The organism is Streptococcus anginosus (assembly GCF_001697145.1).
Lineage (GTDB): Bacteria > Bacillota > Bacilli > Lactobacillales > Streptococcaceae > Streptococcus > Streptococcus hominis.
This window is the reverse complement of the sequence record NZ_CP012719.1, coordinates 990,718-1,016,885: the sequence shown is the minus strand read 5'-3', so window position 1 is coordinate 1,016,885 and position 26,168 is coordinate 990,718. Positions and strand designations below refer to the sequence as shown.

Annotated in this window: 21 protein-coding genes, 3 tRNA genes and 1 pseudogene; 21 read left to right on the top strand and 4 right to left on the bottom strand. The window is 39.5% G+C overall.

Annotated features, from left to right (window positions below; genetic code table 11):
- The first annotated feature begins 98 nt into the window (after positions 1 to 98).
- Together SanJ4206_RS04950 and SanJ4206_RS04945 are read left to right on the top strand one after the other, a co-directional pair.
- A complete protein-coding gene (locus SanJ4206_RS04950) occupies positions 99 to 773 on the top strand; it encodes a SatD family protein (protein WP_003029638.1) in 675 nt (224 codons plus the stop codon).
- Positions 766 to 1,497 (top strand): DUF3307 domain-containing protein, encoded by a 732-nt coding sequence (locus SanJ4206_RS04945; protein ID WP_003029639.1) that lies wholly within the window; start codon positions 766 to 768, stop codon positions 1,495 to 1,497. Before SanJ4206_RS04950 ends, SanJ4206_RS04945 begins: the two co-directional genes overlap by 8 nt.
- Positions 1,498 to 1,539: 42 nt before the next feature.
- On the opposite strand, the gene SanJ4206_RS04940 is transcribed toward SanJ4206_RS04945, so the two are convergent.
- The gene (locus tag SanJ4206_RS04940; protein ID WP_003029640.1) at positions 1,540 to 2,385 is read right to left on the bottom strand and encodes a DegV family protein; all 846 of its coding nucleotides are present in this window, start codon (positions 2,383 to 2,385) and stop codon (positions 1,540 to 1,542) included.
- Positions 2,386 to 2,518: 133 nt separating this feature from the next.
- On the opposite strand from SanJ4206_RS04940, the gene SanJ4206_RS04935 reads away from it, so the two are divergent.
- The 4 genes and pseudogenes from SanJ4206_RS04935 (at position 2,519) to nt5e (ending at position 6,340) form a co-directional block, all read left to right on the top strand.
- On the top strand, positions 2,519 to 3,103 hold the full coding sequence (locus SanJ4206_RS04935; protein ID WP_003029641.1) for a TetR/AcrR family transcriptional regulator: 585 nt from the start codon (positions 2,519 to 2,521) through the stop codon (positions 3,101 to 3,103).
- Positions 3,104 to 3,119: 16 nt separating this feature from the next.
- Positions 3,120 to 3,587, top strand: coding sequence for a deoxycytidylate deaminase (locus SanJ4206_RS04930; RefSeq protein ID WP_022525137.1), 468 nt, complete (start codon positions 3,120 to 3,122; stop codon positions 3,585 to 3,587).
- 53 nt (positions 3,588 to 3,640) lie between these two features.
- Positions 3,641 to 4,021: pseudogene (locus SanJ4206_RS04925) on the top strand (tetratricopeptide repeat protein); the annotation flags it as partial.
- Between the two features lie 165 nt (positions 4,022 to 4,186).
- Positions 4,187 to 6,340: a cell surface ecto-5'-nucleotidase Nt5e gene (nt5e, locus tag SanJ4206_RS04920; protein WP_003029644.1), complete on the top strand. Its 2,154-nt coding sequence runs from the start codon at positions 4,187 to 4,189 to the stop codon at positions 6,338 to 6,340.
- Positions 6,341 to 6,377: 37 nt separating this feature from the next.
- Here nt5e and plsY read toward each other — a convergent pair whose 3' ends face one another.
- Positions 6,378 to 7,025 carry a glycerol-3-phosphate 1-O-acyltransferase PlsY gene (gene plsY, locus SanJ4206_RS04915; RefSeq protein WP_003029646.1) on the bottom strand — a complete coding sequence of 216 codons (648 nt, stop codon included), beginning with the start codon at positions 7,023 to 7,025 and terminating at the stop codon, positions 6,378 to 6,380.
- Between the two features lie 182 nt (positions 7,026 to 7,207).
- Here plsY and parE point away from each other — a divergent pair, with 182 nt between their 5' ends.
- The 12 genes from parE (at position 7,208) to SanJ4206_RS04855 (ending at position 18,548) form a co-directional block, all read left to right on the top strand.
- Positions 7,208 to 9,157, top strand: coding sequence for a DNA topoisomerase IV subunit B (gene parE, locus SanJ4206_RS04910; protein WP_003029648.1), 1,950 nt, complete (start codon positions 7,208 to 7,210; stop codon positions 9,155 to 9,157).
- Positions 9,158 to 9,173: 16 nt separating this feature from the next.
- The gene (locus tag SanJ4206_RS04905; protein WP_022525134.1) at positions 9,174 to 10,283 is read left to right on the top strand and encodes a hypothetical protein; all 1,110 of its coding nucleotides are present in this window, start codon (positions 9,174 to 9,176) and stop codon (positions 10,281 to 10,283) included.
- Between the two features lie 294 nt (positions 10,284 to 10,577).
- Positions 10,578 to 11,312 (top strand): DUF6261 family protein, encoded by a 735-nt coding sequence (locus tag SanJ4206_RS04900; RefSeq protein ID WP_003029650.1) that lies wholly within the window; start codon positions 10,578 to 10,580, stop codon positions 11,310 to 11,312.
- Positions 11,313 to 11,331: 19 nt separating this feature from the next.
- Entirely contained in the window at positions 11,332 to 12,153 is an 822-nt protein-coding gene (locus SanJ4206_RS04895; protein WP_003029651.1) for an aminoglycoside 6-adenylyltransferase, read from the top strand.
- Between the two features lie 212 nt (positions 12,154 to 12,365).
- The gene (gene parC, locus SanJ4206_RS04890; protein ID WP_003029652.1) at positions 12,366 to 14,822 is read left to right on the top strand and encodes a DNA topoisomerase IV subunit A; all 2,457 of its coding nucleotides are present in this window, start codon (positions 12,366 to 12,368) and stop codon (positions 14,820 to 14,822) included.
- Positions 14,823 to 14,944: 122 nt separating this feature from the next.
- Complete coding sequence (locus tag SanJ4206_RS04885) at positions 14,945 to 15,982, top strand: branched-chain amino acid aminotransferase (RefSeq protein ID WP_080554329.1); 1,038 nt, start codon at positions 14,945 to 14,947, stop codon at positions 15,980 to 15,982.
- 103 nt (positions 15,983 to 16,085) lie between these two features.
- A complete protein-coding gene (locus SanJ4206_RS04880) occupies positions 16,086 to 16,316 on the top strand; it encodes a DUF2969 domain-containing protein (protein ID WP_022525132.1) in 231 nt (76 codons plus the stop codon).
- A 52-nt stretch (positions 16,317 to 16,368) separates the two neighbouring features.
- Positions 16,369 to 16,449 (top strand) — tRNA-Tyr (locus tag SanJ4206_RS04875).
- A 42-nt stretch (positions 16,450 to 16,491) separates the two neighbouring features.
- A tRNA-Gln gene (locus SanJ4206_RS04870) sits at positions 16,492 to 16,563 on the top strand.
- A 161-nt stretch (positions 16,564 to 16,724) separates the two neighbouring features.
- Positions 16,725 to 17,924, top strand: a complete 1,200-nt coding sequence (rpsA, locus tag SanJ4206_RS04865) for a 30S ribosomal protein S1 (protein ID WP_003029657.1) — start codon at positions 16,725 to 16,727, stop codon at positions 17,922 to 17,924.
- 82 nt (positions 17,925 to 18,006) lie between these two features.
- Positions 18,007 to 18,078, top strand: a tRNA-Arg gene (locus SanJ4206_RS04860).
- Between the two features lie 65 nt (positions 18,079 to 18,143).
- Complete coding sequence (locus SanJ4206_RS04855; RefSeq protein ID WP_022525130.1) at positions 18,144 to 18,548, top strand: NUDIX hydrolase; 405 nt, start codon at positions 18,144 to 18,146, stop codon at positions 18,546 to 18,548.
- A gap of 130 nt (positions 18,549 to 18,678) precedes the next feature.
- On the opposite strand, the gene SanJ4206_RS04850 is transcribed toward SanJ4206_RS04855, so the two are convergent.
- A complete protein-coding gene (locus tag SanJ4206_RS04850) occupies positions 18,679 to 19,662 on the bottom strand; it encodes an L-lactate dehydrogenase (protein ID WP_003024429.1) in 984 nt (327 codons plus the stop codon).
- Between the two features lie 199 nt (positions 19,663 to 19,861).
- On the opposite strand from SanJ4206_RS04850, the gene gyrA reads away from it, so the two are divergent.
- Both gyrA and SanJ4206_RS04840 read left to right on the top strand, forming a co-directional pair.
- The gene (gyrA, locus tag SanJ4206_RS04845; RefSeq protein ID WP_003029660.1) at positions 19,862 to 22,309 is read left to right on the top strand and encodes a DNA gyrase subunit A; all 2,448 of its coding nucleotides are present in this window, start codon (positions 19,862 to 19,864) and stop codon (positions 22,307 to 22,309) included.
- Between the two features lie 20 nt (positions 22,310 to 22,329).
- On the top strand, positions 22,330 to 23,073 hold the full coding sequence (locus SanJ4206_RS04840) for a class A sortase (protein WP_003029662.1): 744 nt from the start codon (positions 22,330 to 22,332) through the stop codon (positions 23,071 to 23,073).
- Between the two features lie 202 nt (positions 23,074 to 23,275).
- Here SanJ4206_RS04840 and SanJ4206_RS04835 read toward each other — a convergent pair whose 3' ends face one another.
- Positions 23,276 to 24,592, bottom strand: coding sequence for an FAD-containing oxidoreductase (locus SanJ4206_RS04835; RefSeq protein WP_003029664.1), 1,317 nt, complete (start codon positions 24,590 to 24,592; stop codon positions 23,276 to 23,278).
- A 360-nt stretch (positions 24,593 to 24,952) separates the two neighbouring features.
- Between SanJ4206_RS04835 and fadE the strand changes: the two genes are divergently transcribed.
- Positions 24,953 to 26,161 (top strand): acyl-CoA dehydrogenase FadE, encoded by a 1,209-nt coding sequence (gene fadE / locus SanJ4206_RS04830; protein WP_003029666.1) that lies wholly within the window; start codon positions 24,953 to 24,955, stop codon positions 26,159 to 26,161.
- The last annotated feature ends 7 nt before the right edge of the window (positions 26,162 to 26,168 follow it).

Below are 26,168 nucleotides of genomic sequence, written 5' to 3'. Positions count from 1 at the left end.
ATTAGAAAATTTCCATTATGACGGAAATTTTAGAAAATGTCCTTTATAATGGAAATTTTTAAAAATTTCCATTATAATAGACAAAAAGAGGTGAGAAGATGATGTACATTGCTCTTATTGGAGACATTATTGAATCAAAAAAAATACAAGATCGAGCGCAGGCACAACAGCAATTGTTGCAATTGATGAAAGAGTTGAATCAGCAATATCAGAAATATTTAGTTTCTCCCTTTACGGTCACAGCTGGCGATGAATTTCAAGCTTTGTTTTTACCAAATTCGGATATGTTTCAAATCATGGAGCAACTTTCTATGTTATTTGCTCCTTATGAAATTCGATTTGGGATTGGTGCTGGAGATATGATTACAGAAATTAACAAAGAACAAAGCATTGGTTCTGACGGTCCGGCGTATTGGCTGGCAAGAGAAGCGATTAACTATGTTCATGACAAAAATGACTATGGCATCAATCACATTTCAGTTTCTTTGGCAGATGAGAAAGCCACCCAGACAATCAATGCTATTTTAGCTGCGTGCTCTTTTATTCAGTCCAAGTGGACAGATATCCAATATGAAGTCCTCAAACAATTACTAGCTGAAAATATATACGATGAAACATTTTCGCATAAAGAAATGGCAAAACTACTTGGTATCACTCCGAGTGCTTTCAACAAACGTATCAAGGCGAGTGGGTTAAAAATTTATCTCAGAAATAAACGAGTTGCGATGAACTTGATGTTAAATGCGATAGCGAAGGAGGCGAAACATGTCTAATTTGTGGGGATTTTCGGACTATTTTGTCCAACATCCAATCTTGTTGTTAGTCTTATTGGCGCATGTTTTAGCTGATTTCCAATGGCAAAGTCAAAAAATGGCAGATTTAAAATGTCGAAAGTTGCCTTATTTATTGTTGCATTTAGCCATTGTTTTTCTGCCGTTGCTGATTTTGAGTATCTTTTTCCCAAAAAATATTATTTACTTTGCTGCTGTTTGGATTAGTCATGTAGTTATTGATTTCTTGAAATACAGGCTCAACACGTTTATAGAAATAAAGAGACTCACAAAGCAAGTTTTCATCATTGACCAAGTCCTTCATTTGATTTGTATTTTTCTATTTTATGCTTTATTGGCCAATAAAATCAATCCACAATGGCTGAAAAATGGAGCGTCAGTTGCTCAAACCCTTCTTTTCTTAGCAATCGTTGGCAAGCCTGTTAATATTTTATTTAAGCTTTTCTTCAGTAGGTATCAGTCAAAGGGAGATAACCAAGACACTATAGCAGGTGCAGGGGCGATGATTGGGATTTTAGAGCGTTTTATTATGGCTTTGTCTCTTATATTTGGGCAGTTTGCTTCCGTTGGCTTAGTCTTTACTGCTAAGTCAATCGCACGATATAATAAGATTTCAGAAAGTCAGTCCTTTGCAGAATACTATCTTATAGGCTCACTTTTTAGCATGATTAGTGTGCTAGTTGTTTTTGGTTTGCTATATTTGTAATAAAAAAACTGTAGTTTAGTGATTGACTACAGTTTCGTTATATTATTGAATTTCATAGCCCATGAGGAGACCATTTTCTTCAGCATAAAAGCTACAAAGCCCAGAAGTCGGGATGACTTCAATAACAGCTTGTGGGAATTTTTCACGAACCATTTCGGAAAATTGCTGGCAAAACTTGGGATTATTTCGATGAGCAATAATGATTTGTCCACCGGCATAGCCTGCCTTGATGAGTTCATCAAAAGCTGCGATTAGTGATTTTTTAGCACCACGCGCCTTTTGAAGCAACTCCAACTTGCCGTCTTGACTGGCTTCGCCTACCATACGAATATTCAGTAATCCTACAACGGCTCCAAGCAACTTGCTCAGTCGTCCATTTTTGACTAGATTGTCAACTTTTGCAAGAACGAAAAGTAACTTCGTCTTTGCTTGATAGGCTGTAATTTCTGTTACAACCTCTTCATAACTTAGCCCTTGACCGATGAGAAGATTAAGCTTTTTGATAATCAAATCATTTTCACCGCCAGCAGAAAGAGTATCAATAATATGGATATTCACGTTAGGATGTTCTTCAAGATAGAGTTTTTTAGCCACTTGTGCGCTATTATGGCTTCCTGATAAGGTTCCTGTAATAGTGACCACAAAAATATTTGAAGCTCCATCAAAAGCTTTCATATAATCATCTGGACTAGGACAGGCAGACTTTGAAGCCGAAGAAGTGGCATACATTTTTTCCATCATATCATCAATATTGAGCTGAGCATTATCTATAAAGATTTCATCGCCTACTTGAATGGTCAAAGGAACACTTTCAAACAAGGTGTCAACAGCAAGGTTTTCTATAGTTCTATAATCACAGCCTGAATCAGCTACAATTTTCCAAGTCATTGCATTCTCCTTTAGTTGAGTAGTAAACTAGTTAGACATTGACAAAACTTTTGTCTTTTTTTACAATTATATCATGAAACTTCTGCTTTAGAAAGCCTTTACAGTCGGTTGTTACACGTAGAAAGAAAATGTTATGTCGGAACGTAAAATATCGAAAAAATCTTTAGAAAATCTGAAAATATCAAATCAAGAATCTAACCGAATTACAAAAGAATCATTGGAAATTTCTTTGTTGCAATTATTGGAACAGAAAGAGTTGACCAAAATTACCATTTCTGAATTAGTAGAGAGGGCAGGCGTTTCACGTGCAGCTTTTTATCGAAATTATGATTCAAAAGAAGAAATTTTACAAGAGATTTTCCAACGAACAGTACAAAAGATTACTGATAAATTGGAACGATTCAATATGAGAACGGAGCTCTATCAAGTGTGGTTGTTTTTGTTTAAAGAAGTCAAAAAAGAGGCACGAATCCTTAGTTTAGCAGTCGATTACAATTTAGAAAAAATGTTGACAAGTGCTGTGTTTGATTTCTTGGAAAAACAAAATAGCTCTAGAAAAGAGGCTTCGACTTACATGAATTCCTTTTGGAGTTCGGCGGTGGTTTCTGTCTTAATCAAATGGACAAAAGACGGCATGAGGGTTCCGGCAGAAAAGATTGCATCGCTCGGACTTCCGCTTTTTCCACATCGAAAAAATGATAAACTGAGTGATAAATAAAAAAGAAGGTGACAACATGGTTACAAAAAGATTGGCTTGGGACGAATATTTTGCAGCACAAGCGCTCTTGATTGCAAATCGCTCAACCTGCAAACGAGCAAGCGTTGGTGCGGTTATTGTAAAGGATAATAAAGTTATTTCAACAGGATATAATGGTTCCGTTTCAGGAACGGAGCACTGCATCGATCATGAATGCCTGATAGTCGACGGGCATTGTGTGAGGACTTTACATGCAGAAGTAAATGCGATTTTGCAAGGTGCAGAGCGCGGGATCCCGAAAGGATTTACTGTTTATGTCACGCATTTCCCTTGCCTCAACTGTACGAAACAGCTTTTACAAGTTGGTTGCAAGCGAGTGGTTTATATCAATCAATACCGTATGGATGATTATGCTCGTTATTTATATAGCGACAAGAAAGTTGAGCTAGTACATCTGCCAATCGAAAAAGTGAAAGAGGCAATCTCGGAGACTGATTTAATATAACTTTTAAAGTGTGACTTTTGTTTTCTATGAATAAAAGGAAAGAAAATATGACAGAAGAACAACTTCAAAAAGCTTATGACTTGATAATGACAGAAGCTGCAATTATTGCAAAGCATTTCCCTGATGATGTCTTAAAGACATCAGTCAATTTGTACGAACAGGGGTATTTACAATTCAAATTTGGAAATATTCATCTTGCAGAAGAACTTTTACAAGAAACATTAAATTTAGCATTGCAGACAGATGACTTTGTCAATCATGCTTGTGCTTATCGTGGCTTGGCTGAGGTAATGCTAGCTAAGGGAGATATAAAAATGGCTAAATCTGATGCTCAAAAAGCACTGGTGTGTTTTGAAAAAGCGGGTGATACCGTGGGAGTGGCAGGGCTGAAGAACTTAATGGCACAGATAAACTCACAAGGTAGAAGTTTGTAAATAATGTTTGTGAAATAAGATATTCTAATGTAAAAGTTAGAGTATTTTTCTTTTTAGAACAATTTTAGCGAACGATAAGATAAAGCTTGTTCAATAAGGTTTTATTTTACCAGAAAATCTTGTATACTTGTATAATAGAATCAAAAAAATAAAAGAGGATTGATTATGAAAAAGAACAAATTCATTATCCCCATTTTGTCAACATTGCTAATTGCTCCAGCAATTTTAGCACATCAGGTTTCTGCTGATGCTGTAGATCCAGCTACTTCAACAGCACATGTAGAGCAAGTAGAAGCTCCTAAAGAAAATCAGTCGGTTGCACCTACGACCGCTCAAGGAGATTCAGCAGTTTCGCCTGCTACTGAAGCTTCCACAGAGAAAGTAACAGAAAAGAGCGAGAACAAACAAGTTGAAACTTCTGTAACTCCAGCAGATTCTACAACTCCGGCAAATCAAGCTGTTGCTGCACCTACAACTCAATCTGAAAAAGATACAGTTATTCTTCATACAAATGATGTACACGGTCGTATTGTGGAAGAAAAAGGAGTCATTGGAGATGCTAAATTAGCAGCTGTCATTGAGCAAGAACGTGCAAAGACTAATCAAACAACACTCGTTGTGGATGCAGGCGACGCTTTTCAAGGGCTTCCGATTTCCAATAGCTCAAAAGGAGAAGAGCGCGCGAATATTTTAAATAAGATTGGCTATGACGCAATGGCGGTCGGAAATCATGAATTTGACTTTGGTTTGGATGAGGTGAAAAAATACAAAGAAATTTTGAAATTCCCTCTTCTTAGTGCCAATACTTATGTCAATGGAGCACGTCTTTTTGAAGCTTCTACGATTGTTGATAAAGACAAGAATGTTGTGGGAGATGAATTTGTGGTTATTGGGGTGACAACGCCAGAAACTGCAACAAAAACACACCCACGCAATGTTCAGGGGGTTACGTTTACAGATCCAATTTCAGAAGTCAATAAAGTCATTGAAGAAGTGGAATCTCGTGCGAAAGCAGAAGGTAAAACTTACAAACATTATGTTGTTTTAGCGCATTTGGGTGTAGATACGACGACACCAGTTGAATGGCGCGGTTCTACCTTGGCAGAAGCATTATCAAAAAATCCTTTGCTAAAAGGAAAACGTGTGACAGTGATTGACGGGCATTCACATACTGTAGAATCAGTAACCTACGGCGACAATGTTACTTATAATCAAACAGGTAGTTACTTGCATAATATTGGAAAAGTAACATACAAATCTGGTCAACTTCTAGGAAATCCTCAACAAATCTCAGCTGATTCAGTAAAAGGCGTTACTCCAGATCCAGCTATTCAGCAATTGGTCAACAAAATCAAAGAGAAATACGACCAAGAAAACGCAAAAGTGGTCGTTGCTAATAGCCCAGTTGAGTTAAATGGTAATCGAGAAAATGTCCGTGTGCGGGAAACCAATCTTGGAAATGTCGTAGCAGATGCGCTCTATGAGTACGGGCAAACAGGATTCAGTCATAAGACAGACCTTGCTGTAACTAACGGCGGCGGACTTCGTGAAACAATTGCGAAAGGAAAACCAATCACCAAAGGAGATATCATTGCTGTTTTACCATTTGGTAATACCATTACTCAAATAAAAGTGACTGGGCAAAACATCGCAGACATGTTTGCTAAGTCTTTAGGTTCTATTTTACAAGAAAAAGACGGCAAACCAGTCCTAGATGAAAATGGTCAACCGTTACTTGAACCAAGCGGTGGTTTCCTGCAAGTTTCTGGAGCAAAAGTTTATTATGACACAACCTTGCCAGCTGATAAGCGTATTCTTGGCATTGAAATCAAAAATCCTGAAACAGGAAAATATGAAAAATTAAACCTTAAGAAAATCTACTATCTGACAACTAATGATTTCTTGGCTGCAGGTGGTGACGGTTATAGTATGTTGGGCGGAGCTCGCGAAGAAGGTCCTTCAATGGACGTTGCTTTTGCAGACTATTTGGCAAAAACAGACTTAACAGCTTATGCGGTTGTCAATCCTAATTCACGGACTATTTCAATCTCGACTGCACAATACAAGAAACTTCAAAATCAAGCTGCTAATCAAGTGAAGCCAAATGAAACTGGACAAAAAGAACTTGTGCCAGCGGTTCAAACAAATACACATCAAAGAACGGCAACGATTCCAGTCAATGTACACAAACAATTTGTGCCTTCAGGCCAAAAGAGCTTGCCAGAAACAGGTACAACAGATACTACCTTTATCAGTTTACTTGGCTTTGTCGTTGGACTTTTAGGATTATCTAGATTTAAAAAAGCTCACAAAGAATAAAATAAAAGGAAGCTAAGATTTTTTATCCTAGCTTCTTTTATTTCTGTTTAGGTTGTTGTTTTGTGATATTCAATCCGAAGGGAATGAGATTTTCTTGCTTCGTCCGAATCCGCTGAATATTATCTTTGTGTCGAACGATAATGATGAGCGCTAATGCCAGCACAATCACGGTAAAAAGCACATCGTAACGTGGCAAAAGAAAACTAAATAACGGGAAAATTAAGACTCCCAGAATAGCAGAGGCAGCAGCTGTCACACTTGAAAAAGAAATCATACTAGTCAAATACAAGCAGCTGAAAAAGATGACAGCTAAATAAGTGAAGAAAGTCGGTGAAAAGCCCAGAATGACACCTGCACTGGTTGCCACGGCTTTACCGCCCTTAAATTCTGCGAAAATGGGGAAGGTATGCCCAAGCACGGCTAAAAGTCCAAAAACAAGAGGAGAAATACCGTTGATATGAAGAAAAAATGGCAATAGTGTCGCAAACGTTCCTTTAAAAAAGTCGAAAATAAAGGTGATGATGCCTGCTTTTTTCCCAAGGACACGAAAGGTATTGGTCGTCCCTGTATTTCCGCTACCGTATTCGCGGAGATTTTTCTTGTAAAATGCTTGTCCAATCCAAAGCCCGGCAGGGATTGAACCAATCAAATAAGCTACTATCAATGTAAAAACTATCTTTATCATGTTTTTATTATACCATGAATTTTGATTTTGATAGTTGAACGACCAGAAATATTTTACAAAATTTGTCTAGGCTGAAAAAATGGTGGTGAGAAGCAGAAAGAATACACTATTTTCTTAAAATCTTTGCAAAATTTACTAAAAACTTGTAAGATAGAAAGGATGAATGATTCAGGAGGCTCCTTGTGGCAAAAAAGGAAATCAATATTAACAATTACAATGATGATGCCATTCAAGTATTAGAAGGGTTGGACGCGGTTCGGAAGCGTCCTGGTATGTATATCGGATCAACAGATGCAACTGGGCTTCACCATTTGGTCTGGGAAATTGTTGACAATGCAGTCGATGAGGCTCTGTCTGGCTTTGGCGACAAGATTGACGTGACCATTCACAAAGACGGGAGTTTGACAGTAGCAGACCACGGTCGGGGAATGCCAGTCGGTATGCACGCTATGGGAATCCCAACTGTTGAGGTTATTTTTACGGTACTGCATGCAGGCGGAAAATTCGGTCAGGGCGGTTACAAGACATCGGGAGGCTTACACGGGGTTGGCTCTTCAGTTGTCAATGCACTGTCTAGCTGGCTGGAAGTTGAAATCACACGTGACGGTACAATTTATAAACAACGTTTTGAAAATGGTGGAAAGCCAGCAACAACTTTGAAGAAAATTGGGACAGCAGCTAAGTCCAAATCTGGTACGAAAGTGACCTTTATGCCTGACGACACGATTTTTTCAACGACAGATTTCAAATATAATACTATTTCGGAGCGGCTCAATGAATCAGCCTTTCTCTTGAAAAATGTTCACCTTTCTCTGACAGATGAGCGAACGGGCGAGTCTGTTGATTTTCATTATGAAAATGGGGTGCAAGATTTTGTTAGCTATCTGAATGAAGATAAGGAAACATTGACACCAGTTCTTTATTTTGAAGGAGAAGAGGGCGGTTTTCAAGTGGAAGTGGCTCTCCAGTACAACGACGGTTATTCAGACAATATCCTTTCTTTTGTCAATAACGTCCGCACCAAGGACGGCGGAACGCACGAGACGGGGCTTAAATCAGCTATTACCAAGGTCATGAATGACTATGCAAGAAAGACTGGTTTGCTGAAAGAAAAGGATAAAAATCTGGAAGGCTCTGACTACCGTGAGGGTTTGGCGGCTGTTCTTTCTATCTTAGTGCCAGAAGAGCATTTGCAGTTTGAAGGGCAGACCAAGGACAAGCTAGGCAGTCCGCTTGCTCGTCCTGCGGTGGATTCGATTGTGTCAGACAAGTTGACTTTCTTCCTCTTGGAAAATGGGGAATTGGCGTCTAATCTCATTCGTAAGGCGATTAAGGCGAGAGATGCGCGCGAGGCAGCCCGCAAGGCGAGAGATGAAAGCCGAAGTGGCAAGAAAAACAAGAAAGACAAGGGGCTTTTATCTGGAAAGCTAACGCCAGCTCAATCCAAAAATCCAGCTAAAAACGAACTCTATCTGGTCGAAGGCGATTCAGCGGGTGGCTCTGCCAAGCAAGGACGCGACCGCAAGTTTCAGGCGATTCTGCCCCTGCGCGGTAAGGTCATCAATACCGCCAAGGCTAAAATGGCAGACATTCTCAAAAACGAAGAAATCAACACCATGATTTACACCATTGGTGCAGGTGTCGGATCGGACTTCTCCCTCGAAGATGCCAACTACGACAAGATTATCATCATGACCGATGCCGATACGGACGGTGCCCATATCCAGACGCTCTTGCTGACCTTCTTTTACCGCTACATGCGCCCACTCGTAGAAGCGGGGCATGTCTATATCGCCCTGCCTCCGCTTTATAAAATGTCCAAAGGCAAAGGCAAGAACGAGGTTGTCGAGTATGCTTGGACGGACGGTGAGCTAGAAGACCTGCGCAAGAAATTTGGCAAAGGTGCCATGCTGCAGCGTTACAAAGGGCTTGGAGAAATGAACGCCGACCAGCTCTGGGAAACCACCATGAACCCTGAAAACCGCACCCTCATTCGCGTTACCATTGACGACTTGGCTCGTGCCGAGCGCCGCGTCAATGTCCTCATGGGCGACAAAGTCCCACCACGCCGCAAATGGATTGAAGACAACGTCAAGTTTACGCTGGAGGAGAGTGGAGAAGTTATTTTTTAGGAGATATAGAAAAAGTATGTTTATAGCAGTACAACAAAATGTTCAGCAAAGTGGTTTTCAGCTATCCCAACAGTGGTGGTGGCTAATCTTAAGTCTGATAGTAACTGTGATTGTGGGGCCAATTATAGTACATCGTTCTAAAAACAGATTTGATAATGAGAAAAAGATAGAGATAGTTGGAAATAGTATTTCAAACATAAATAACAGAAGTGGAGTTCCCGAACAAGCAACTTCTGAATCACCAATATATTCAAATTTCTTATTAAACACTCTAGCTGTAGAAAATAAAAGAAGTGTTACTCAATCAGTAACAGAAATTGAATTATATAATATAAAGAAGGAAAATAATGATTTTCCTGATATTCAATATGATGGTGGTTTTTATGATAGAAATCAAAAATTTGTGCTTCTAGCATATAATAATGGAACCAAAGAGTCGTTTGTAGAGCAATGCACTGTTAAGTTTATTAGGTGTGAGAAAGACACTTTTAAGGAAGTTTATGAAACAGAGAAAGTTCTACAAGAATCTCTAATTTTAAAACCAGGAGATATTAGGAGCTTAATTATATGTTCATTTGATGAATTCGTTTCTGAATTTGAACAGAATAGCAAATTATATCTTCTTAAAGTATCAGTATTCAATAACAAGGGAAAAGAAATTCCTAATCTGATGTTAGCAGTAGCTTATGATAGCAGAGAAAAGAGATTCCGTATTGTGGCACGAGGCTCTGCTGGTTCTAGTATAGGTGAAGTTCCATTAATTAATCTAATTGAAGATACTATTCAAAAATCCGTTACTTGCTCTCAAAAATTAACTGCGGGAGCTAATGATGTTAATTTTTACATTTTGGTTGATAGAAGTTGTAGTTTGAAATATGATGTTGCTATCAAAAGTGGCGAAAAAATAATAAAAGGTAAAGAAAAATACTCTTTAGATATTCGAATTCCTGTGTATAAACAAGAAAAGGGAGGATTTTATGGAGACTTTTATATATTTTTACAAGATCAAAAAATTGAATTAAATCAAGATGTTGATTATAACAAAGATCTAATCAAATCTTTAAAGAGCGATTTGATTTATGATAAATATTACGCAGCTAGGACTTTTGCGAATGTAAAAATCTAGTTTGAATTAAAAAGATTATCTATATCTGAGATGATGTTCTCAAGTATAATAATAAACTCTCACTGTCCAAGTTTCGGACAAGCTCGCTAGAGCAAAAGTAAAGTCGTTCAACTTTCGGACAAGCGACTTTTTAGTAAATACCGATTGTTCTTTTTTCGGACAATAGTTTTTAGAACAAAAGACGAACGTTCCAATTTCGGACGAACGGTTTTTGAGTAAAAAGCCTTTTCCGAAACTGAATAATGTAAAAATGACATGAAATAGATTAGAATTTAAAAGAATTAGGAGAAAATAATGAAATTGACATACGGAATCACTACATTGGACACGAAAACTCTGGATAAAAGTGAATTTTCCCAGCTTATGACCGAGTCGAAAGAGGCGATTGCTGCTTTTAACAAGGCGCACAAGGTTGAAAGTATTTATACGAGTAAGCTGGAAGAGATGAGCCAGCATTTGGCTAAGTTTCAGGAGGGGCTTCATCAGATGAAAGCTAGTCGCTTGGTGACTAGTTTAGACCAAGCCGACCACGAGCGAGACGATGCTTTGGGGACGCTGACTGCTTTGGTGCGGGCATTTTCACGGGTCAAGGAGACGGCGACCAAAGAAGCCTACGACACCTTGGCAGGCTTGCTGAAAAATTACGCAGGGATTGCGGCTGCCAACTATGAAAAAGAGACAGAGGGCATCAACCACCTGCTCCAAGAGCTGAAGAAATCGACTTATCAAACGGCGCTGGCAAAACTGCACTTGGAAGCTCATGTGGAAAGCTTGATGACTGCGCAAAAGCGGTTTGAGGAAGCCTATAAGGAGCGCTTGAACGAGTTGAAAGGCAAAGTGCCTAGCCAAAGCAAGCAACTCCGCATTCAACTACAAGAAATCTACGATTTCCTGCTGGATTTCACTGCTATTATGACCTATGCCTACCCAGAAAGAAGCCACTATGCAGATCTTCGCGATCACCTCAATACCATTCGCAGCCGCTACAAAAAACGCAAAGCGGTTAAGAAAGTGAAAGAAGAGATCTAGCAAAAAGGTAGGTACTTCCATGAGAACTGAAAGTGAAATGTTGGATTTGATTTTACAAACCGCAAAAGTGCTAAAAGTCGATGCTGTTGCCATGTCCGGCTCGCGGACAAATCCAGATGCTCCCAAGGACGAGTTTCAAGACTATGATGTGGTCTACATTGTGGATAATTTGGATAGACTGGTAGCTGACCTTGCTTGGTTGGAGCAGTTTGGCGAGCGCATTATTGAGCAGCATAATGTACTTGCGCATCGCCGGCTCTACTTGATGCTCTTTGAAGATGGTAATCGGATAGATTTGACCCTTTGCCCTAAGGAGCATATCAAAGAATGGGTGGATAGCGAAGCAGACTTTATGGTGTTGGACGACCCACAGGGACTTTTTCAACCCTATACCCCCACTCCCAAACGCTATTGGACAAAACCAGCAAGTGCGGATGATTTTGCAAAATCGTGCAATGAATTCTGGTGGGTTTCAGCCTACGTTGTCAAAGGCATTCAGAGACAACAATTTGTGTATGCAGCAGATCATCTCTATGGTATCTGTCAGAAAGAATTGCTCAAGCTTCTAGCTTGGCAAGTGGCAGCGAACAAGGGAGTGATTGATGTCGGCAAGAACTATAAGTATCTGTTTCAGTATTTGCCCGCGGAGAAGGAAGAAGAATTTGCCACTTTGCTTGATTTTTCCAACAAAGAAAGCCTCATCCAGTCTTTACTGTCTACGCAGCAATTTTTCCACAGAGAAGCTCAGGCTTTCTCTCTCAAGACTGGTTTTCCTTATGATAAAGAAACTGCAGAAAAAATGATTCAGTACACTAAAGAAAAACTGAATCTAAGAAAGTGATAATCCACTTTGCTCATTCATAAGAGATGCCTCTTACATCAGGAAGCATTAAAAAAGAAAATTACAGAAAGGATAGTTTGGTTGTATAGCAACTGAACACGGGACTAAGACTTAGGAAAAAAGATAAATCGATTGGAGTTCATCGAACCCTGCATCGATTTCCTATTTTTCTACAGAAATTTTCGGCAAGCCGAAACGTCCCTTTGTATCTTATGAGTAACATTCAAAATATGTCCTTGGAGGACATCATGGGAGAGCGTTTTGGGCGCTACTCCAAATACATCATTCAAGAGCGGGCCTTGCCCGACATTCGTGACGGACTCAAGCCCGTGCAGCGTCGGATTCTTTATTCGATGAATAAAGACGGCAACACTTTTGACAAGGGTTATCGTAAGTCTGCCAAGTCTGTCGGAAACATTATGGGGAATTTTCACCCGCATGGTGACAGCTCCATTTACGACGCTATGGTTCGCATGTCTCAGGATTGGAAGAACCGCGAGATTTTAGTGGAAATGCACGGAAATAATGGTTCTATGGACGGTGATCCACCAGCCGCTATGCGGTACACTGAGGCTCGCTTGTCTGAGATTGCAGGCTACTTACTGCAAGACATCGAAAAGGACACCGTACCTTTTGCTTGGAACTTTGACGATACGGAGAAAGAACCAACCGTATTGCCTGCTGCTTTTCCAAATCTTTTGGTAAATGGGGCGACGGGGATTTCTGCTGGGTATGCGACGGACATTCCGCCTCACAATCTGGCTGAAGTCATTGATGCGGTGGTGTATATGATTGACCACCCCAAAGCCAAGGTTGACAAACTCATGGAGTTTCTGCCGGGCCCTGACTTTCCAACGGGAGCCATTGTGCAAGGGCGAGATGAGATTAAGAAAGCTTATGAAACTGGGAAAGGTCGCGTTGTCGTGCGTTCTCGGACGGAGATTGAAAAGCTCAAAGGCGGCAAAGAGCAGATCGTTGTCACCGAGATTCCTTATGAGATTAACAAGGCTGTTCTGGTCAAGAAAATTGATGATGTTCGGGTCAATAACAAGGTAGCTGGTATTGCAGAAGTGCGGGATGAGTCTGACCGTGACGGGCTTCGTATTGCTATTGAGCTGAAAAAGGATGCCAATACCGAGCTGATTCTCAACTATCTTTTCAAGTACACTGATTTGCAAGTTAATTACAATTTCAACATGGTGGCAATCGACAACTTCACGCCTCGTTTGGTGGGAATTGTGCCGATTCTGACTAGTTACATTGCCCACCGAAAAGAGATTATTCTGGCGCGCAGCCGATTTGACAAGGCAAAAGCAGAGAAGCGCCTGCATATCGTAGAAGGCTTGATTCGAGTGATTTCTATCTTGGATGAAGTGATTGCGCTCATTCGTGCATCGGAAAATAAAGCTGATGCCAAGGAAAATCTCAAAGTCAGTTATGATTTCACCGAGGAGCAGGCAGAGGCCATTGTTACTCTCCAACTTTATCGCTTGACCAATACAGATGTGGTGATTCTGGAGGAAGAGCAGGCGGAATTACGCGAAAAAATTGCCATGCTCTCAGCTATTATCGGTGATGAGCGAACTATGTATAACCTCATGAAGCGCGAACTCCGTGAGGTCAAAAAGAAATTTGGCAATCCTCGTCTTAGTGAATTGCAAGATACAGCTAACGCCATTGAGATTGACACGGCTAGTCTGATTGTGGAAGAAGAAACCTATGTCAGCGTCACTCGTGGTGGCTATCTCAAGCGCACCAGTCCACGTTCTTTCAATTCATCAACGGTTGACGAGGTCGGCAAGCGAGATGATGACCGTCTGATTTTTATTAGCTCGGCGAAAACCACTCAGCACCTTTTGATTTTTACCAATCTTGGAAATGTCATCTATCGACCAGTTCATGAATTGGCAGACATTCGCTGGAAAGAAATCGGGGAACACCTCAGCCAGACTATTACCAATTTTGAGACCAACGAAGAAGTCATCTACACTGAGTTAGTAGATAATTTTGACGAAGGCACTTATTTTGCGGTAACAAAACTAGGGCAAATCAAGCGTGTAGAGCGAAAACAATTCAGTCCTTGGCGCACCTATAAGTCCAAGTCTGTTAAATTTGCTAAATTAAAAAATGAAGACGACCAAATTATCACACTTTCTCCAATCAAGCTAGACGATGTTATGCTAGTGACCCAGAACGGCTATGCCTTGCGGTTCAATATCGAAGAAGTACCAGTTGTGGGCGCTAAGGCAGCAGGTGTCAAAGCTATCAATCTCAAAAAAGATGATGTCTTAGCAGCAGCTTTTATTGTCAATACTGATTCATTTTATATCTTGACCCAGCGCGGAGCACTCAAGCGAATGGCAGTTGCAGATATTCCTGTGACGAGCCGAGCAAATCGTGGCTTGCAAGTGTTGCGCGATCTGAAGTCCAAGCCACATCGTGTTTTCCAAGCAGGTCCTGTTTTTGGAGAGCAGCCTGCGGAACTAGATCTCTTTAGTTCGGACAATCCAACGGCAGAAGAGGAGCAGATTCTCTCAATTATTTCTAACAAAGGAACTACTTACCAAGTGAATCTAGCTGACCTCGGTTTGTCTGAAAGAACCAGCAACGGAAGTTTCATCTCAGATACTATTTCAGATGAAGAAGTGTTCTCTGCGAATCTTAAATAATTGAAAATCAGTCCAAGCGGCTGATTTTTTATTGTCTTTATAAATTGAAATTAAAAAATTTTCAGAATTTTGCAAAAAACTATTGAAAATATCTAAAAATAGTGTAAAATAAAAATCATAAAATTAAAAAGGAGAATGTTATGTCAGTAAATCTTGATTGGAAAAATCTTGGTTTTTCCTATATGAAATTGCCTTATCGTTATCTTGCCTATTATAAAAATGGTCAGTGGGAAAAAGGAGGATTGACTGAAGATGCAACTCTGCACATGTCTGAATCATCTCCTTGCCTTCATTACGGTCAACAAGCCTTTGAGGGAATGAAAGCTTATCGCACGAAAGACGGCGGCGTACAGCTATTTCGTCCAGATCAAAATGCAAAACGTCTGCAACGCACCTCAGACCGTCTCTTGATGCCACAAGTTCCGACTGATATGTTTGTAGATGCTGTGAAGCAAGTGGTTCGTGCCAATGAAGAATACGTTCCACCGTATGGAACAGGAGGAACCCTTTATATTCGTCCGCTATTGTTAGGTGTTGGTGACATCATCGGTGTTAAACCAGCAGATGAATACATTTTCACCGTGTTTGCCATGCCTGTTGGAAATTACTTTAAAGGAGGCTTGACTCCGACAAACTTTATCGTTTCCGATAAGTACGACCGCGCTGCTCCTTATGGAACAGGCGCTGCTAAAGTCGGCGGTAACTACGCAGCAAGCTTACTTCCAGGGCAAATGGCTCACGAAAAGAAATTTTCTGATGTCATTTATCTAGACCCTGCCACTCATACGAAGATTGAAGAAGTGGGGTCTGCAAACTTCTTTGGAATTACCAAAGACAATGAATTTTTAACACCATATAGCCCATCTATCCTGCCTTCTATCACAAAATATTCTCTGCTATACCTAGCAGAACATCGTTTGGGCTTGAAAGCTATCGAAGGAGATGTACCAATTGATGATTTGGATCGTTTTGCTGAAGCAGGGGCTTGCGGTACAGCAGCGGTCATCTCTCCAATTGGTGGTATTCAGCACGGTGACGATTTCCATGTCTTTTACAGTGAAACAGAAGTTGGACCTGTCACTCGAAAACTTTATGATGAATTAACCGGTATTCAATTTGGTGATGTTGAAGCACCAGAAGGCTGGATTGTCAAAGTTTAGAAATTTTTGAAGCTATCTCTCTGCTGAGGTAGCTTTAAATTTCGCATATTGCTTGCTAGTTTTTCTATTTTTTTGTAAAATAGAGACTTGAAAGAGGTATATGATGAGTAAAAAAGACAAAAAGATTGAAATCCAATTAGCAGATAGCCAAGTAAAAGTAGGGTCTGATCAATACGAAGGTTATGTTTTATCTATTGGTAAAAAAGTCATTGGTCAAATTGCTGAGTTTGATGGACAATTTGCTATCATAAAAAATGAAAATGTTGATAGTTTTTATAAAAAACTTGAAAATGCCGTGGAAAAATTGATTGAAACCTATAATTTGGGTAAATAAATGCTTGTGTTTTCTTTTCATCAATGGTATAATGAATACTGTTGATTATACAGGAGAGGTAGCGAAGAGGCTAAACGCGGCGGACTGTAAATCCGCTCCTTCGGGTTCGGGGGTTCGAATCCCTCCCTCTCCATGAGCGTACTTAGCGTTTAAAGGATTTTGTCCGCGTTCATTTTGGGGTATAGCCAAGCGGTAAGGCAAGGGACTTTGACTCCCTCATGCGTTGGTTCGAATCCAGCTACCCCAGTTCTTAGGTAATATATCAGATAAATGGTAAAATATCTTAGGGTATTTTATTTCTTTATAGGGTGGGAAACGTTAAAGATAGTTCATGTCATTGCGGTGCTTAGGAAAAATATTATAAGTATGTCAAGCAAGAAATGCTTGATTGTTGGAGGATTTTTTTAGATGAATGAATTTGAAGATTTGCTAAATAGTGTTAGCCAAGTTGAGCCAGGCGATGTCGTTACTGCTGAAGTATTGACTGTTGATGCGAACCAAGCTAATGTTGCAATCGCTGGAACTGGTGTGGAAGGTGTGTTAACCCTTCGTGAATTGACAAACGATCGTGAAGCTGACATTAACGACCTTGTAAAACCAGGTGAAACACTTGAATTGCTTGTTCTTCGTCAAGTAGTTGGTAAAGATACTGATACAGTTACTTACCTTGTATCTAAAAAACGTTTAGAAGCTCGCAAGGCATGGGACAAGTTGGTTGGACGTGAAGAAGAAGTTGTTACTGTAAAAGGTACTCGTGCAGTTAAAGGTGGTCTTTCAGTAGAATTTGAAGGACTTCGTGGATTTATTCCTGCTTCAATGCTAGATACTCGTTTCGTTCGTAATACTGAACGTTTTGTAGGTCAAGAATTTGAAGCAAAAATTAAAGAAGTGGATCCAAAAGAAAATCGTTTCATTCTTTCACGCCGTGAAGTAGTAGAAGAAAAAGCTGCAGCAGCACGTGCTGAAGTGTTTGGTAAATTGGCTGTTGGTGACATCGTGACTGGTAAAGTTGCACGTATCACAAGCTTTGGTGCCTTTATTGACCTTGGTGGTGTTGACGGACTTGTTCACTTAACTGAATTGTCACACGAACGCAACGTTTCACCAAAATCTGTTGTATCAGTTGGCGATGAAATTGAAGTAAAAGTTCTTGATTTGAACGAAGAAGAAGGACGCGTATCACTTTCTCTTAAAGCTACAACACCTGGACCATGGGACGGTGTTGAACAAAAATTAGCTGCTGGTGATGTGATTGAAGGCACAGTTAAACGTTTGACAGATTTCGGTGCTTTTGTTGAAGTATTGCCAGGTATTGACGGACTTGTCCATATTTCACAAATTTCACATAAACGTGTTGAAAATCCGAAAGATGTGCTTAAAGTTGGTCAAGAAGTAACTGTGAAAGTTCTTGATGTAAATGCTGATGCAGAACGTGTATCACTTTCTATCAAAGCTCTTGAAGAACGTCCAGTACAAGAAGATGATCAAAAAGAAAAACGTCAATCACGTCCTCGTCGTCAAAAACGTCAAGAAAAACGTGACTTTGAGCTTCCAGAAACTCAAACTGGATTTTCAATGGCTGACTTGTTTGGTGATATTGAATTATAATCAAATAAAAGGATTGGAATTTATCATTTCAGTCCTTTTTTACTTGTTATTTTTATAAAATTTTTATATAATAAAATAGTTGCCACCCTTAGTGTAATGGATATCACGTAAGATTCCGGTTCTTGAGATGGGAGTTCGATTCTCTCAGGGTGGATTGTGTTTATTACTTGAAAGTCTTGTTTTATGCAAGATTTTTTATTTTTACAAAGGAGATTGCGAATGCCTATAAAATTGATTGCTCATGTTCTAATTGAAAAAGATGGAAAATATTTGCTTATTAAACGAAGTAAAATAAAACGTGGTTCTCCAAACATGTATCCAGAATATTGGGATATTCCAGGAGGTAGTGTGGAAGAAGACGAATTGCCGCGAGAAGGTGCTGTACGAGAAGCGATGGAAGAAGTCAACCAAAAAGTACAATTAAGTTCGATTCTTCATGAGGATAGCTGTTATGATGATACAAAGGGCATCGTTTTTACGCGTCTAGTGTATAAGGCAAAATTGCTGGAATATAGAGAGATTAAACTTGATTTGGAAGAGCATACAGCATTTCGCTGGATTCGGGTGCTGTCAGATATGAAAGGTGAGAAGACTGTTCCTTATTTAAAAGATATATTGAAATAAATTGATAAGGTGAGATTATATAAAATAATGGATACGATAAAGTCATGATGCCGTGCAAATCAACTTTATCGTATCCATTTTAGATATGAAAAAACTCCTTGATAAAACAAGGAGTAAGAAAGGAAATTCTTTAGTTTTTAGCTGCTGAAGCAAATTCTTCTTTGGAGAAGGCATCATTGATGATGTCTTTTAATTGTTTAGCAGAAGCTTGCATTTTTTGTTTTTCAGCATCATTCAACGGGATATTTACTGGACGTACGATACCATGTGCGCCGACAATAGCTGGTTGTCCAATGTAGCAGTCTGTAACGCCAGGATATTGGCCTTCTTGGAATACTGAAAGTGGAAGAACTGAATTTTCGTCATCAAGGATAGCTTTTGTGATACGAGCTAAGGCAACTGCGATACCATAGAAAGTCGCACCTTTTTTATTGATGATTGAGTATGCAGCATCACGGACACCTTCAAACAGGTCAACTAATTCAGCAGCATTGAAGTTTTCTACGTCTTGAAGATAATTTTCAAGGTTGACACCTGCAACGTTGGCATGTGACCAAACAGCGAATTCTGAATCACCATGTTCTCCCATGATGTAAGCATGGACAGAACGAGCATCTACATCTAATTTTTCAGCAAGTGCTTGACGGAAACGTGCTGAGTCAAGAGAAGTACCTGAACCAATGACACGTTCTTTAGGGAATCCAGAGAATTTCCAAGTTGAGTAAGTCAAAATGTCAACAGGGTTAGCAGCTACGAGGAAGATACCGTTGAATCCTGAAGCAACAATTTTAGTAACAACATCTTTGTTGATACGAAGGTTTTTTTCAACCAATTGAAGACGAGTTTCACCTGGTTTTTGTGGTGCACCAGCAGTCAAAACGACAAGATCTGCATCGTGTGCATCAGCATATTCTGCTGAATAAATTTTCTTAGGTGAAGTGAAAGCCAAGGCATGGCTGAGGTCTTCAGCATCCCCTTCTGTTTTTTCTTTGAAAATATCAACAATACCAAGTTCTTGGGCGATTCCTTGGTTGACAAGAGCAAATGCGTAAGAAGAACCTACAGCACCGTCACCAACAAGGATGACTTTTTTATGTTGTTTAGTAAGAGTCATTTTGCTAAACATCTCCTTTATTTTATTGGGGAACGTTTTCCCTTTACACATCTATTCTATCACTTTTGTAACATTTTGTCACGAATATAATACATATCATCTTATGTAAACGTTTTTACAACAAAGGGTGTTTACTGAAAAAAATCCCAATTTATGTTATAATGATATGGTCATATAAATTGAAGAGAGGCATTTTTTAATGCAGGATAATAATTTAGTAAATGTGAATTTAACGAGCGAAATGAAGACGAGTTTCATTGATTACGCCATGAGTGTCATTGTTGCTCGAGCGCTTCCTGATGTTCGTGATGGCTTAAAGCCTGTTCACCGAAGAATATTGTATGGAATGAATGAGCTGGGAGTAACTCCTGACAAACCACATAAGAAATCTGCTCGTATCACGGGTGATGTCATGGGTAAATACCACCCACATGGAGATTCTTCTATCTATGAAGCAATGGTGCGGATGGCGCAATGGTGGTCTTACCGTCACATGTTAGTAGATGGTCACGGAAACTTTGGTTCTATGGACGGAGACGGTCCTGCGGCACAACGGTATACAGAAGCTCGGATGAGCAAAATATCGCTTGAAATGTTACGTGATATTAACAAAAATACAGTTGATTTTGCAGATAACTATGATAGCAGTGAGCGTGAGCCATTAGTTTTACCGTCACGTTTTCCTAATTTGCTGGTCAATGGGGCGACAGGTATTGCTGTGGGAATGGCAACAAACATTCCTCCTCACAATCTTTGTGAGACCATTGATGCTGTAAAATTAGTCATGGATAATCCAGATGTGACCACACGTGACCTTATGGAAGTGTTGCCTGGTCCAGACTTCCCGACAGGCGCTTTGGTTATGGGGAAATCAGGCATTCATCGCGCTTATGAAACTGGGAAGGGTTCCATTGTTTTACGTGCTCGGACAGAAATCGAAGAAACTAAATCTGGTCGTGAACGAATTGTCGTCACTGAATTTCCGTATATGGTCAATAAAACCAAAGTTCATGAGCATATTGTGCGACTGGTTCAAGAAAAACGTATTGACGGGATTACAGCGGTTCGTGACGAATCTAACCGTGAAGGGGTTCGTTTTATCATTGATGTGAAGCGGGATGCAAGTGCGCATGTTATTTTGAACAATTTATTTAAATTAACGCAAATGCAGACGAATTTTAGTTTCAATATGCTGGCGATCCAAAATGGAGTGCCAAAGATTCTGTCTTTACGCGAGATTTTGCTTGCTTATATTGAACACCAAAAAGAAGTGGTGACACGTCGGACGGTTTTTGATAAGGAAAAGGCGGAAGCTCGTGCACATATTTTAGCTGGTTTGCTGATTGCACTTGATCACATTGATGAAGTGATTCGCATCATCCGAAACAGTGAGACAGATGCAGAAGCGCAAGCAGAGTTGATGGCACGCTATGAATTATCCGAACGTCAAAGTCAGGCGATTCTGGATATGCGTCTTCGCCGTTTAACGGGATTGGAACGGGATAAGATTCAATCTGAATATGACGACTTGATGAAATTGATAGCAGATTTAGCAGATATTTTAGCTAAACCAGAACGAGTTGTTGCGATTATCAAGGAAGAATTAGAAGAGATTAAACGTAAGTTTTCTGACGAACGTCGTACAGAACTAATGGTTGGTGAAGTACTGTCTTTGGAAGATGAAGATCTCATCGAAGAAGCAGATGTTTTGATTACACTTTCCAATAAAGGCTATATCAAACGGTTGAACCAAGATGAATTCACTGCGCAAAGACGTGGTGGTCGTGGTATTCAAGGAACAGGTGTAAAGGATGACGATTTTGTCCGTGAATTAGTTTCTACCAGCACACATGATCGCTTACTCTTCTTTACCAATAAAGGTCGCGTTTATCGCTTGAAAGGTTATGAAATTCCTGAATACGGCCGTACAGCAAAAGGTTTGCCGATTGTTAATTTGTTGAAATTAGACGAAGGTGAAACAATTCAGACGATTATCAATGTTCAAGCCGAGCATGATGATCATTCCTACCTTTTCTTCACAACGCGCTATGGTGTTGTGAAGCGGACAAGCGTAACAGAGTTTGCTAATATTCGTCAAAATGGTCTGAAAGCTTTGAATTTAAAAGATGAGGATGAACTCATCAATGTCTTTTTGACAAATGGTCACGCAGATATCATTATCGGAACCAAAATGGGATATGCTGTACGATTTAACGAAAATCAAGTTCGAAATATGGGACGAGCTGCGACTGGTGTGCGTGGAGTGAATTTGCGTACAAATGATTATGTTGTGGGCGCCAGCGTTATTTCGGATAATCAAGAAGTATTAGTCATCACTGAAAAGGGATATGGCAAGCGCACGTTAGCCAGTGAATACGCTACGAAAGGTCGTGGTGGAAAAGGAATGAAAACGGCTAATATTACTGAGAAAAATGGTCCATTAGCGGGACTTATGGCTGTGAATGGTGATGAAGATTTAATGGTTATCACAAATACAGGGGTTATTATTCGGACAAATGTTGCCAATATTTCTCAAACAGGGCGCGCAACTTTGGGTGTTAAAGTAATGCGACTAGATAAGGGAGCGCAGATTGTTACTTTTACAAGCGTTGCAGCAGAGAATGAAAAAGAAGTGAATGAAGAATAAACTAAATAAAAGGAAATGTTATGTCATCAACAAGAAAAAAACATAATAAAAGAAAAAATATTCTGATTAATATTATTGCGACATTGTTAATCATTGTTGCACTTGCACTTATTTTCAACTCTTCTATTCGGAATATGATCATGGTTTGGCATACCAATCGATATCAAGTGAGCAATGTTTCAAAAGATAAAATCACTCAAAATAAAAAAGCCAAAACTAGCTTTAATTTCGATAAAGTTAAATCGCTGTCTACCGAAGATGTGATTAATGCGCAATGGAAAGCACAGCAATTACCAGTTATTGGTGGAATTGCTATTCCAGAACTTTCAATGAATTTGCCAATTTTTAAAGGCTTGGACAATGTGGGGCTTTATTATGGTGCAGGTACGATGAAAGAAACGCAGCAAATGGGGAAAGGAAATTATGCATTGGCTAGTCACCATGTATTTGGGATTACAGGTGCAAGCAATATGCTCTTTTCTCCTTTAGATCGTGCTAAAGCCGGAATGAAAATTTATCTGACAGATAAGGAAAAAATTTATACTTATTCCATTACTTCAGTTGAGAATGTGGCACCTGATAGAGTAGATGTGATTAATGACCGCGAAGGTGTCAATGAAGTGACTTTGGTGACTTGTGAAGATGCTGCGGCTACGTCACGAACGATTGTTAAAGGAACGCTAGAAGGAGAAACTTCTTATAAAGACGCGCCAAAAGAAATTTTAAATGCATTTAGTAAAACGTATAATCAAATGCAGCTATAATAAAAACGAGGTTGGGACGATAATATCTCAGCCTCGTTTTTATGATGGAAATAAATAGTCACGCGATACTTGAGCAAGCTTTGTAAGAGTGAGAGAACGGGCTAAAAATTTTTAGTTCTCAGCCCTATCCCACTTTGCTTTTTTGTCAAATGAAATCAAAGTGGTTTATGACAACATGTTTGTCGAAGTGCAGAAGTCGTGACTAAATCGCAAACAAATCATTAAGATTTTCAGCCAAAGTTGGATGAGTAAAGATTTGTTTTGTGAAATAAGTATAAGGAATCTTATTGTCCATAGCTACAGTTAGAATGTTAATGATTTCTTGAGCACCTTTCGAGAAGATAGTAGCCCCTAAAATTTCCTTAGTTTCTGTATTAACAACAGCTTTAAACGCTCCCCTAAGATCTGCATTAACATGTCCACGTGGCATGGCTGCAACTGGAATTTCTTTGGTAGCATAGGGCAGGCCTTGTTCTTTAGCTTGGGCTTCTGTCAAACCAATTTGTGCAAGTGGGGGAGTGATAAACATGGTAGTCGGTACATATTTGCGATTTTCAAGTGTGTAGGAGCCATCACCGGCTAAGTAATTGAAAACGACACGAAAATCATCTAGCGAAACATAAGTAAATTGTAGTCCACCGTTGACATCACCAACAGCAAAGACACCAGAAACAGCTGTTTGGCAATGCTTATCCACTTGGATAGCACCGCGGTCTGTAACTTGGATGTCTGTATTTTCAAGTTTTAATGGTTCGATATTTGGTTTACGACCGGTAGCATAAAGCAAAGCGTCAAAGCGAAATATTTCGTTTTTAGCAATGACAAGCACCTCTTCACCGTCATTTTTCACTTCTTGAGTGTAAATATTTTGAAGAATTTCAATACCGTCTTCCGTCATATATTGTTTAGCCAAAGTGGCAATTGAGGGCTCTACACGTGGCAAAAAAGTATCAGCAGCGTCAAGGACAGTAACCTTGCTTCCTAGCTTATTGAAAAGTCCGGCAAATTCAAGACCGATATTTCCACCACCGAGAATACCAAGACGTTTAGGTAATGTAGAAAGATTTTGAATGCCTGTTGAGTCATAAACATTTTTTGTTGTAGTAAGTCCTGGAATTGGTAGAATGTTAGAGATAGCGCCCGTATTGATGACAATATTTTCAGCTGTTATCTCTTGCTTTTCGTCGCCTGCTACAATTTCAATTACCTTATTGGATAGAAAATGAGCTTCTGCATCAATAATATCCACTCCAGCACTACTAATGGCTGCGTAATTTTTCCCATTAAGTCGGCTAATAACCGCGTTTTTCTCAGCCATTACTTCTTCAAATGATAGTCCTTTTTCTGCGGCGACTAATAAGGTTTTGGTTGGAATACAAGCGATATTGATACAAGTACCACCGTACATAGCTTTGCTACGTTCAATTAAAGCAACCTTTTTTCCTTGGGTTGCCATTTTTGCTGCTAATGTTTTACCAGCTTTACCAAAACCAATAACAATTAAATCGTATGTTAACATGATTTTTCCTCCGTTTTTATAAGCATTGTAACATATTCATTTTGCAAATGCTCGCATTTTGCCCTGGAGGATTGGTAAATGATTGAGGAAAAGAATTTCTTTTAAATTAGATAAAATATTTTTATAAATTCAATCATTTTACAAATAAATTTTTAGATTTTGCAAAAATTTTATTTGTAAAACCTTGCCTTTATCTTTTGAAAAGTCAGTAAAATCAATATGTATAATAGAAACTTATGGGACGATTAATTTTTCTTAAGTAGACACAAGACCGTATCTGATATAAAATGTAAGCGTCAACAAATACTGAGCCTTGAAATGAAAGCGCTCTTATAACATTATTATAAAGGAGTCCATACTATGGCAACCAAAGAAGAAATTTTACGTGAATTATATCCTGAAGATCTTTTCCATTATGCAGATGGTTTGACATTAGGAGAAGCAGAAGTCTTGCAAGAAACTCGTCGTTTGATTGAAAAGCATCTTCGCCCTGTGATCAATGAACATTGGGAAAAACCTGATTTTCCATTTGAACAATTTTACGCAGTTGCCAAAGGCGCTCAAATTATGAACAATCCTAAATTGTTTGAGGGACGTGAAGGCAGCTACAAACCATCAGAACTTTATATCGCATTCCTTTACTTGGAATTGGCTCGCTTTGATACATCAATGGCTACATTCTATACTGTGCATGGTGGACTTTGCTATAACACAATTTTACTCGGTGGTGATGAACGCCAACAAAAGGAATTTCTTCCTAAATTAGCAGCATTTGATTGGCAAGGATGTTTTGCTTTGACAGAACCACTTTCTGGTTCAGACATTGCAGGTGGACTTGCAACAACTGCTGAACGTGTAGGAGACAAGTGGATTATTAACGGTGAAAAACGTTGGATTGGTGGTTCAGATACAGCTGATGTTATTCCAGTATTTGCTCGTGACGTTGCAGATGGCAAAATTAAATGCTTTATCGTTCGCAAAGGAGCTCCTGGTTACGATGTAGAAGTTATTCAACATAAAATTGCACTTCGTTGTGTTCGAAATGGTCATATCACAATGACAAATGTTGAAGTTCCAGACTCAGACCGTTTGGTAAACATCAATGGTTTTGAAGATGTAGCTCGTATTCTTACATTTACTCGCGCAGATGTTGCTCATATTGCCATGGGTATAACTTGCGGTTCGTTTGTTGCAGCATTGAAATATACTACAAACCGTCAACAATTTAAACGTCCAGTTGCTAAATTCCAAATCATTCAAGAAAAATTGGCTAGAATGCAAGCGAACGCTGTGGCAGCTATTGCTTACTCAGTTCGTCTTGCTGAAATGCAAGAAGCTGGCAATGAATTAATGTTAAATTCTGCCCTTGCTAAAATGCATAATTCACTCGTTATGCGCGAAACTGTTGCCCTTGCTCGTGAAGTAGGCGGAGGGGATGGAATTACTCTTGAAACCGATGTTGCACGTTTCTTTGCAGACGCTGAGGCTGTTTACACTTATGAAGGTTCTCATGAAGTCAACGCTTTGATTGTTGGTCGTGAAATTACTGGCTTAGGTGCATTTGTATAATGACAAA